We start from the raw sequence: 8,908 nt of genomic DNA on the forward strand, positions 1-8,908 counted from the left end.
CCCGATGCCCTTTCGGAGACCCAGGCCAGGGCGCTGGAAGCCAAGCGCTGCAATGTGTTCGCCGCCTATGACAACGACACCGCCATTTTCCAGGAAGGGGTCATGGCCGGCGCGGCCTATTTCGACGAGATCCACGGCCTGGACTGGCTGCAAAACGCCATCCAGACCGAATGCTGGAACCTGCTTTATCAGTCCAAGACCAAGATCCCGCAGACCGATAGCGGGGTGAACCAGCTCGTCACCGCCATCGAGGGCGTGCTGGGCGAAGCGGTCAACAACGGGCTGGTCGCGCCCGGCACCTGGAACGCCGACGGCTTCGGTCAGCTGGAACGCGGCGATTACCTGCCCAAGGGCTTCTACGTCTATGCCCAGGCCATTGCCGCCCAGCCCCAGTCCGAACGCGAGCAGCGCAAGGCGCCGCCGATCCAGGTAGCGGTCAAGCTCGCCGGCGCCGTCCATTCCGTCGACGTCGCCATCGACGTCAACCGCTGATGAAGGGGGTTTGAATGAGCGTTTACAGCTTTTTGGATGTTCATGCGGCCATCTCCGGGCCGGGGGGCAATTTCCCGTTGGGGGGCCCCGAGGCCGGTATCGCGGATGAAGGCATCAGCATCGCACCGACCGGCGATAAATCCACCATGACGGTCGGCGCCGATGGCGGGTGGATGCACAGCCTGTCGGGCGATAAGTCCGGTACGGTCACTGTGCGGCTGCTCAAGACCAGCACGGTCAATGCGCAGCTGGCGGCGCTGTACGACCTGCAAACCACCAGCGCCGCCATGCATGGCCGCAACACCATCACCATCCGCGACACCGTGCGCGGAGACACCATCACCTGTTCCGGTGCTGCTTTCACCAAGGCGCCCGACCTGACCTATGCCAGGGAGGGTGGCACCGTTGAGTGGGTATTCGCAGCCGGCCGCATCGACCGCCAGCTCGGCACCGGCACGCCTGAAAAGTAAGGAGGATGAGAGATGAGCCAGTTCGAGGAATTCACCGCCGGTTCCCTGACCCTGCGCGCCAAGCGCATCGATGCGCGCAAGCAGTTTCATGTCGCGCGGCGCTTGGCCTCCCTGCTGGGCCGCGTCGGTGAGATCGATGCCGTGGCGTCCGAGCCGCTCAAGGCCGCCGCCCTGCTGGGCGAGGCGCTGGCGGGCCTGCCCGACGAACAGGTCGATTACATCCTCGATGTCGCCCTCGATGCGGCGGAAGTCAAACAGGACGGCGGCACCGGATGGGCGCCTCTGCGCGCTCGCGGTGTGCTGATGTACGAGTTGGACATGCCGGCCTTGCTGACCGTCGCCGGGCGCGTGCTGTGGGCCAACATGCAGGGTTTTATGAGCGCCCTGCCCGGACTTGGCAACCAGGTGCAGGGCCTGATGGCATCGCGTGGGTAGCCATGGCAAGCGGGGAGGATTGGCTGTTCCGCCCCGTCATTGCCGGGCTGTGCCGGTTCGAGAGCCTCAACGACGGCACTTTGAGCCTTGCCGATATCGCCGATCTCAACGAGGCGCTGGACGTGCACGCGGAAAACGAGCGCCGTCTCGCTGCAAAAACGAAGGAGAAATAGAGCGTGTTGGGCGGCGTGATTGCGGAATTCCTAGCCCGCGTCGGCTTCCAGGCCGACCGCGCCTCGCTTGATACGGCGCTTGGCGCGGTCAAGGCATTCAGTCTTGCCGTGGGCGCAGTTGCGGGCGGCGCCTCGGCGGCCATCCTGCGTGTCGCCGGCACTTATACCGAGCTGGGCCGCGCCAGCGAACATCTGGGCGTGCCCGTTGCCCGCCTGCAGGAACTGCAATATGTCGCGGAGCAATCGGGGGCCTCGGCATCCGCCCTGATGTCGAGCCTGCAAGGCATGCGCGCGAACAATCCGCATCTGCGCGATGCCGGTGCGGCGCTGGAGCATGCGGGCCGGCAGATGCAGGGGATGAGCCGCGCCGCCCAAGAGGCCTATGCCGCCCGCATGGGCATCGACCCCGCGCTGATCCCGATGTTGACCAGGGATGTCGGCGAGCTGCGGGACGAATTCCAGGCCATGTACGCCACCGCCGGCGTTGATGCCCAGCAGGCGGCCGAGGCGGCAACCGGCCTGCTGGCGGAGATCGGCAAGCTGCGCACCATGGCCGAGATGGTCGCCAATGCCGTCTCTCTGGCGCTGTTCGACAAGTTACGGCGCGGCGCCGAGCAGATGCGCCGCGCCATCATCGAGAATTTCGACCGCATCAAGCGCGTGCTCGAAGGGCTGATCGGCTTCGCCCTGCGCGTTGCCGGAGCTGTCGGGGCCTTTGCCGCACGCATCATCGGATGGGTGATGCGGGTCGTGGAGTGGTTCGAGGGCCTGGATAAGGTGCAGCAGACGGCGATTTTGACAGCCGGCGCTTTGCTGGCCGCTTGGCGGCTGCTGAACCTCGGCTTTCTGGCAACACCCCTGGGGGCGATCATCGCCGGGCTGGGGGTGATCATTGCCCTGATCGACGATTACCTGACCTTCATGGAGGGCGGTGAGAGCCTGTTCGACTGGTCGCCCTGGGCGGCCTCCATCCAGTCGGTGATCGATGTGCTCAAGCCTCTTGTCGCGGTGGTGCTGGCCACGCTGATGGGGGCTCTGAAGGCCACCGCGCCGCTGCTTCAAGCCGTGCTTCGCCTGTTGGGCGGCGTGGCCGACATGACCGGTCAGATCGGCCGGCTGATCAGCGCGATCTTCACAGGTAACCTCCAAGCGGCGCTGGAGGCCATGATTGGTCTCTGGCGGGGCTGGAAGGAGACCGTGCAGGCGGTTTTCCAGGGCCTGGCTGATGCTCTCGCCTTGATCTTCGGCGCCCTGTGGGCCTCGGTGAAGGAAGGGCTGCCGGACTTCGCCGCCTGGGCCGAGGCTGTGGTTGGCATGGTTGCCGGCCTCCTGGAAAGGGGTGCGGCCCTTTTCACAGGTTTTGTCGGCACCCTATTGGGCATGTTCGAGGGCTTGGCCGGGGCCATCGCCCGGATCTTCGCCGGTCTGTGGACCTCGGTAAAGGAAGGGCTGCCGGATTTCGCATCCTGGGCCGAAGCGGCAATCGGCGCAGTTGCCGGCCTCCTGGACAGAGGCGCGGCCCTTTTCACAGGTTTTGCCGGCACCCTGCTGGGCGTGTTCGAGGGCTTGGCCGGGGCCATCGCCCGAGTCTTCAGCGGTCTGTGGACCTCGGTGAAGGAAGGGCTGCCGGATTTCGCATCCTGGGCCGAAGCGGCAATCGGAGCAATCGCGGGCCTCCTGGACAGAGGCGCGGCCCTTTTCACAGGTTTTGCCGATACCCTGTTGGGCGTGTTCGAGGGCTTGGCCGGGACCATCGGCCAGATCTTCGCCGGCCTGTGGTCGGCCCTGATGGCCGACCTGCCGGATTTTGCATCCTGGGCCAGGGGAGCGGCCGACGCCATTCTCGGCATTCTGGGGGCTGCGCTGGATGCCCTGGCTCGCCAAGCCAGCCGGGTGCTGGGCCTACTGCCCTCCAGTCTGCGCAAGCGTCTGGGGATGGGTGATGATAACGCCTCGACTAATCCGACAAAGGGCAGCGCGCCGTTGCCGGATCTGGCGGCACCGGCCCTGGTGCCTCCGCCGGCGCAGGTTGCCGCCGGAACGGCAGCGGCGGCGGCACCAGGGCCAGCAACGGTGCATATCAACCAGAAGACCGACATTCATGTCACCACGGGTGGCGATGCCCAGGCTGCGGGACGCGCCATTGCCCGCGGGCAAAACGACGTCAATGCGCAGCTGGTGCGTAATGCCCGAGGAGCCGTGCGATGAGCTGGATGTCCAAGCCGTCCCAGCCGGTGACCATCCGCCCGACTCGCAGCCTGGGCGGCATCACCTTCGATGTCGTAATCGAAGAGCACCATGAGGACAGCCTGACGATTACCGAGCATCCGGTCGAGCAGGGGGCGGCGGTCAGCGACCATGCTTGGCGGCAGCCTGCCCTCGTGGTGATCCGTGCCGGCGTCTCTGATAGCAGCGGCGATGGGGGCGGTCGCCGATCCCAGTCGGTCTATGATGCGCTGCTGGCGTTGCAGGCATCGCGCGAGCCTTTCGACATTGTGACCGGCAAGCGCGCCTACCGCAACATGCTGCTGGAATCATTAAGCGCCACCACCGACGCCGCGACCGAGAACGCCTTGGTCATCACGGCCGAATGCCGCGAGGTGATCATTGTCCGCACGGCCGTGACCTCGGTACCGCCGCGCGCGCGCCACGCCAATCCCAACCGCACCGGCGCCATCACCGACACCGGGCAGAAACAAGCACAGCCGCGCCGCAGTGCGCTCTCCTCGGTATTCGGGCCGGGAGAGGCGTCATGAGCTTCTACGACATTCCGCTGTCCGGGCTGCCCGAGTCCTTCACGATTCGCCTGGGCGGCCAGGATTACCGCCTGACCTTGCGCTGGTGCGACGCTCCCGAAGGGGGATGGCTGCTCGATCTGGCCGAAGCCGAAGGCGCCACGCTGGCGGCCGGTCTGCCACTGCTCCCCGGCGTCGACCTGCTGGCCGGACATGCACATCTGGGCGTTGGCGGCAAGCTGTGGTGCCACTCCCCCGGCGGTCTGCCGCCCGGACCCGGCGATCTCGGTACGTCAGCGCAGTTGATCTTTGAAACGGATGATGAGGAGGACATGCCGTGACGCCTGATCCTGCCCGCCAGTGGCGGCGCGCCTGTTCGTTGATCGTCGGAGCAGATGCGGGCCAAGGCTTGGACCTGGAAGGCCTGCGCATCACCTTTGCCACGCACAAGGGCGATATCGAGACCCCCAACAGCGCCACCATCTCCGTCTATAACCTCGCACCTGCCACGGCCTCACGGATCGGCGGCGAATTCAGCCGCGTGATCCTGTCGGCAGGCTATGAAGGTGCCATGGGCACGCTCTTCGATGGCCAGATCCGCCAAGTGCGGCGCGGCCGCGAAAACGGCACCGATTCTTGGCTCGAAATCACCGCAGCCGATGGCGACCGCGCCTATAACCATGCCGTGGTTAGCCGTACCCTGGCTGCCGGCGCCCGCCCGGCCGATCAGGTGGGGGTGGCCATGGGGGCCTTCGCCGTCCATGGCGCCAGGCCGGGCCATGTCGGCGACCTCGGTGGTCAGCCGCTGCCGCGCGGCAAGGTGCTTTACGGCATGGCACGCGATGTCATGAGACTGGTGGCCGAGGACCGCGAAGCGAGCTGGTCCATCCAGGATGGCCAAGTGCAGATGGTGCCGCTGCGCGGATATTTGCCGGGCGAGGCAGTGGTCCTGACCCATGAGACCGGGCTGCTGGATGCCCCCGAGCAGACGGATCAGGGCATCAAGCTGCGCTGCCTGCTCAATCCCCGCCTGCGGATCGGCGGGCGTGTCCGCCTCGACAATGCATCCATCCTGCGCGCCAGGACCGACCTCAAGGTCGCGGCCTTTGACCGCGCCGCCCCGCTGGACAGCGACGGCTTCTACCGCATCATCCGGGCCGATCACACCGGCGACACCCATGGCCAGGACTGGTTCACCGACCTTTTGTGCATCGCCATCGACGACACGATGCGCATTCCGGTCGATCAGTTGGGAAGACGCTGATGGACCGCCGCGAACATTTCGACGATCCCCTGGAAGCCATCCGCTGCGCCATCGAAGGCAGCACCGCCGGCCTCTGGACTGCGCTGCCCGGTATCGTCGATTCCTATGATCACGCTGCGCAGACCGTCGCGGTCCAGCCTGCCATCGCCGGTGTGATCGAGGATGATGAGGGCCGACGTGTCGCCGCCGCGCTGCCCCTGCTGGTCGATGTGCCGGTCTGTTTCCCGGCCGGTGGCGGCTTCACGCTGACCTTTCCAGTCCAGCGCGGCGACGAGTGCATCGTCGTCTTTTCGGCCCGCTGCATCGACGCTTGGTGGCAATCGGGCGGCGTGCAGCCGCAGGCCGAGCGCCGCATGCATGATCTTTCCGACGGTATGGCTATCCTCGGCATCCGTTCGCAGCCGCGCGTCCTGGCGCCGGCAGCCGATACCGCCGCCGTGCAGCTGCGCGCCGATGATGCCAGCCAGTATGTCAGCATCCATCCGGGCGGGACCGTGGAGGTCAAGGCAGTGGCTTCCCTGACCCTGGCTGCCCCCCAGGTCGTGATCAAGGGCGCGTTGTCGGTAACGGGCATCAATGGAGGTCCGACGACCGCCCGGCTAGAAGGTAGTCTTGCCGCCAGCGGCGATCTCGATGCAGGAGGTGTATCCCTCCGCTCGCATGTGCATGGCGGCGTCACACCCGGCGGCGGCAACACGGGAGGCCCGCAATGAAGTATCGGCGGCTATCTGCGGATAGGGATTACGTCATGGGGCGCGGCGAGGCCGACCTGCTGACCGACACGCCCGAAACCGTGGCCCAGGCGGTAGCGACCCGGCTGCGCTTGCTTGCCGGTGAGTGGTTCTTGGACTTGCGGGACGGCACGCCTTATGCTCCCGCAGTGCTGGGCCGCCATACCGCCGTATCCTACGATCTTGCGGTCCGAGAGCGCATCCTGGGCACCCCGGGCGTGCGCGCTATTGCTGCCTATGAAAGCGCGCTCGATCCTGAAAGCCGCCGCCTGACCGTCGCCGTAACGGTCGACACCATTTACGGCCCCGCTGCGATCCAGGAGGTGCTGTGATGCCCCTGGCGCGCCTGGATGAGACCGGCCTGCATCTGCCCGATTATCCGGCGATCCTCGACTACATCCATGCCCGTCTGCGGGAGATCTACGGCGAGGATCTGTATCTGGAGCCCGATAGCCAGGATGGCCAGATGGCGGCGATTTTCGCCGAGGCCATCCACGATGCTTTCAGCCTTGCCGCTTCGGTCTACAACGCCTTCAGCCCCTCGACCGCCCAGGGCGTGAGCCTGTCGCGTCAGGTGGCCATCAACGGCCTGCGCCGCAAGGCCGCCACCTATTCCACCGTGACCCTGCGCGTCGTCGGAACCGTCGGCACAATGCTGACAGATGCTGTCGCCAAGGATGGCGCCGGCCGCCGCTGGTTGCTCGCCCCGGTGACTATCCCCACTTCGGGCGATGCCCTGGTAACGGCCCGTGCGGCCGAGCCGGGGGCAATCCATGCGCCGGCCGGCGACGTCTCGCAGATCGACACGCCCATTCTGGGCTGGCACAGCGTTACCAATCCCGCGCCGGCCGTTCCCGGAGCGCCGGTCGAGAGCGACGCGGATCTGCGCCGGCGCCAGGCGCTGTCCACCGCGCTGCCCTCGCGCACGATCCTGGAAGGGGTCCTGGGTGCCGTCGCGGCTGTACCCGGCGTGTTGCGCCTGCGTGGCTATGAAAATGATAGCAATGTCCCCGATGCCAACGGCATTCCCGGCCATTCCATCGCCTTGGTGGTCGAGGGCGGTGCAGATGATGAGATTGCCGCCGTCATCGCGGCCCGGAAGACACCGGGCTGCGGCACCTTCGGCACGACCATGGTTACCGTCCGTGATCGCTACGGCAGCCCGGCCACCATCAGCATCTTCCGGCCGACGGAACTGCCCATCCACGGACGCATCCGAATCAAGCCGCTGACCGGTTATCTGGCAGTGACCGGTGAGGCCGCCCGCAAGGCTGTGGTCGAGGCGATCAATGCCTTGGGCATCGGCGAGGATGTCTTGCTCTCCAGACTCTTCCCGCCGGTCATCGAGGCCGAACCTAGCCGGGCTGCCCGCACCTTCGATGTCCTGGGCATCGAGATCGGCACCGATCCCCAAGCCCTGGCACCAACCAATGTTCAGGTGGCGTTCAACAGTGCGGCGACGGCCGCGCTTGATGACATCCTGCTGGAGTTGGAGCCGTGACCAAGCCCTATACCGACCACATCACCTCCCAGCATCGGCGCCCGAAATTCGAGGCGACGGTGGATGCCGTCACCGCACCTTTGGTGGAGATCCAAGCGGTGCTGGAGGATCTGCGCCGCGCCTTCGACCTCGATTCGGCAATCGGCAAACAGCTGGACCAGGTCGGCGAATGGGTCGGCCGTTCGCGACACCTGAAGGTGCCGCTTGATGGGGTGTATTTCGCCTGGGACACGCCCGGCGTGGGCTGGGAGGAAGGGGCTTGGCGCGGCCTTTATGATCCGGCCTCCGGTATGGTCAGCCTGCCCGACGATATGTACCGGCAGCTGCTGAAAGCGAAAGTGGCCGCCAACAGCTGGGACGGCACCCGCGACGGCGCCTATGCCATCTGGGAAGCCGCCTTCGCCGATCAGGGCTCGCATATCCTGATCCAGGATCATGGCGACATGACCATCTCCATCGGCATCGCCGGCATGCCGCCCTCAAGCATCCTGACGCAGCTCCTGGTGCAAGGCTACATCCCGCTGAAGCCCGCCGGCGTTCGCGTGGCCTATTACGCACTGCCGCCGGTCGGCACCGAGGGGGCACTGTTTGCCTGGGATTCCGATAGCCCCGCCCTGGCGGGCTGGGACAGGGGCGCCTGGCCCCGCATCCTTACTTCTGAGGACCAGTAATGCCCATCAACGAAATCCTGCCCTTCGCGCCCGACGGCCAAGAGAACCTGGGCGATCTCGAAACCCTTGAGAGCTATCGCACTCATCCGGGGCGTCTGCGCGGCCATCAACCCGGTATCGCCCTGCGCGCTCTTGAGAACCGCGTGCTGCGCCAGGTCTCCCATATCGCGGCCGGTTTGGCGCAGTTTATCGCCAACCGGCACGCTGACGGCGTGCGTGATGATGGCGATTTGGACGCGCTAGAAGCCGGCCTCGTCGAAGCGTTCACCTCATTGATCCCTGATGTGATTGATATCATTGAAGGAACCGAAGGGACTTTGACCGTTGCCCGGGGCGGCACGGGGGCGACCACGGCCGCCGCAGCCCTGTCCAATCTGGGTGGCACGCCGGCCGGACGCACCATCACTGCCGGCAATGGGTTGGTCGGCGGCGGCGA

The 8,908-nt window shown here is 66.1% G+C and carries 13 protein-coding genes; all 13 read left to right on the forward strand.

The genetic code is table 11. The annotated features are described in order from the left end of the window. Positions 1–492: DUF3383 family protein (locus tag EPD66_RS24465; RefSeq protein ID WP_221931090.1), on the forward strand; the 492-nt coding region annotated here is incomplete at its 5' end. A gap of 14 nt (positions 493–506) precedes the next feature. Beyond that, the gene (locus EPD66_RS23095) at positions 507–962 is read left to right on the forward strand and encodes a phage protein (protein ID WP_142850924.1); all 456 of its coding nucleotides are present in this window, start codon (positions 507–509) and stop codon (positions 960–962) included. Between the two features lie 12 nt (positions 963–974). Beyond that, on the forward strand, positions 975–1,397 hold the full coding sequence (locus tag EPD66_RS23100) for a phage tail assembly chaperone (RefSeq protein ID WP_142850925.1): 423 nt from the start codon (positions 975–977) through the stop codon (positions 1,395–1,397). A gap of 2 nt (positions 1,398–1,399) precedes the next feature. Beyond that, the gene (locus EPD66_RS24205; RefSeq protein ID WP_185961584.1) at positions 1,400–1,570 is read left to right on the forward strand and encodes a hypothetical protein; all 171 of its coding nucleotides are present in this window, start codon (positions 1,400–1,402) and stop codon (positions 1,568–1,570) included. Positions 1,571–1,573: 3 nt separating this feature from the next. Continuing rightward, complete coding sequence (locus EPD66_RS23105; protein WP_142850926.1) at positions 1,574–3,778, forward strand: hypothetical protein; 2,205 nt, start codon at positions 1,574–1,576, stop codon at positions 3,776–3,778. Next, the gene (locus EPD66_RS23110) at positions 3,775–4,326 is read left to right on the forward strand and encodes a phage baseplate protein (RefSeq protein ID WP_142850927.1); all 552 of its coding nucleotides are present in this window, start codon (positions 3,775–3,777) and stop codon (positions 4,324–4,326) included. The genes EPD66_RS23105 and EPD66_RS23110 overlap by 4 nt, the downstream gene beginning before the upstream one ends. Further along, complete coding sequence (locus EPD66_RS23115; protein WP_142850928.1) at positions 4,323–4,646, forward strand: hypothetical protein; 324 nt, start codon at positions 4,323–4,325, stop codon at positions 4,644–4,646. The genes EPD66_RS23110 and EPD66_RS23115 overlap by 4 nt, the downstream gene beginning before the upstream one ends. After that, a complete protein-coding gene (locus tag EPD66_RS23120) occupies positions 4,643–5,569 on the forward strand; it encodes a hypothetical protein (protein WP_142850929.1) in 927 nt (308 codons plus the stop codon). Before EPD66_RS23115 ends, EPD66_RS23120 begins: the two co-directional genes overlap by 4 nt. Next, positions 5,569–6,282, forward strand: coding sequence for a Gp138 family membrane-puncturing spike protein (locus tag EPD66_RS24740; RefSeq protein WP_142850930.1), 714 nt, complete (start codon positions 5,569–5,571; stop codon positions 6,280–6,282). The genes EPD66_RS23120 and EPD66_RS24740 overlap by 1 nt, the downstream gene beginning before the upstream one ends. Beyond that, positions 6,279–6,632, forward strand: a complete 354-nt coding sequence (locus EPD66_RS23130) for a hypothetical protein (RefSeq protein WP_142850931.1) — start codon at positions 6,279–6,281, stop codon at positions 6,630–6,632. Before EPD66_RS24740 ends, EPD66_RS23130 begins: the two co-directional genes overlap by 4 nt. After that, positions 6,632–7,801: a baseplate J/gp47 family protein gene (locus EPD66_RS23135; protein ID WP_142850932.1), complete on the forward strand. Its 1,170-nt coding sequence runs from the start codon at positions 6,632–6,634 to the stop codon at positions 7,799–7,801. The genes EPD66_RS23130 and EPD66_RS23135 overlap by 1 nt, the downstream gene beginning before the upstream one ends. Further along, complete coding sequence (locus EPD66_RS23140) at positions 7,798–8,472, forward strand: DUF2612 domain-containing protein (protein WP_185961585.1); 675 nt, start codon at positions 7,798–7,800, stop codon at positions 8,470–8,472. The genes EPD66_RS23135 and EPD66_RS23140 overlap by 4 nt, the downstream gene beginning before the upstream one ends. Beyond that, positions 8,472–8,908: hypothetical protein (locus EPD66_RS23145; protein WP_221931091.1), on the forward strand; the 437-nt coding region annotated here is incomplete at its 3' end. The genes EPD66_RS23140 and EPD66_RS23145, both read left to right, overlap by 1 nt.

It is taken from the genome of Telmatospirillum sp. J64-1 (genome assembly GCF_006980715.1).
Lineage (GTDB): Bacteria > Pseudomonadota > Alphaproteobacteria > Rhodospirillales > Magnetospirillaceae > Oleiliquidispirillum > Oleiliquidispirillum nitrogeniifigens.

Bases quoted from the DNA above. Each gene is read 5' to 3' on its own strand.
- EPD66_RS23095 (WP_142850924.1), top strand. From the start codon at position 507: ATGAGCGTTTACAGCTTTTTGGATGTTCATGCGGCCATCTCCGGGCCG.
- EPD66_RS23100 (WP_142850925.1), top strand. From the start codon at position 975: ATGAGCCAGTTCGAGGAATTCACCGCCGGTTCCCTGACCCTGCGCGCC.
- EPD66_RS24205 (WP_185961584.1), top strand. From the start codon at position 1,400: ATGGCAAGCGGGGAGGATTGGCTGTTCCGCCCCGTCATTGCCGGGCTG.
- EPD66_RS23110 (WP_142850927.1), top strand. From the start codon at position 3,775: ATGAGCTGGATGTCCAAGCCGTCCCAGCCGGTGACCATCCGCCCGACT.
- EPD66_RS23115 (WP_142850928.1), top strand. From the start codon at position 4,323: ATGAGCTTCTACGACATTCCGCTGTCCGGGCTGCCCGAGTCCTTCACG.
- EPD66_RS24740 (WP_142850930.1), top strand. From the start codon at position 5,569: ATGGACCGCCGCGAACATTTCGACGATCCCCTGGAAGCCATCCGCTGC.
- EPD66_RS23130 (WP_142850931.1), top strand. From the start codon at position 6,279: ATGAAGTATCGGCGGCTATCTGCGGATAGGGATTACGTCATGGGGCGC.
- EPD66_RS23135 (WP_142850932.1), top strand. From the start codon at position 6,632: ATGCCCCTGGCGCGCCTGGATGAGACCGGCCTGCATCTGCCCGATTAT.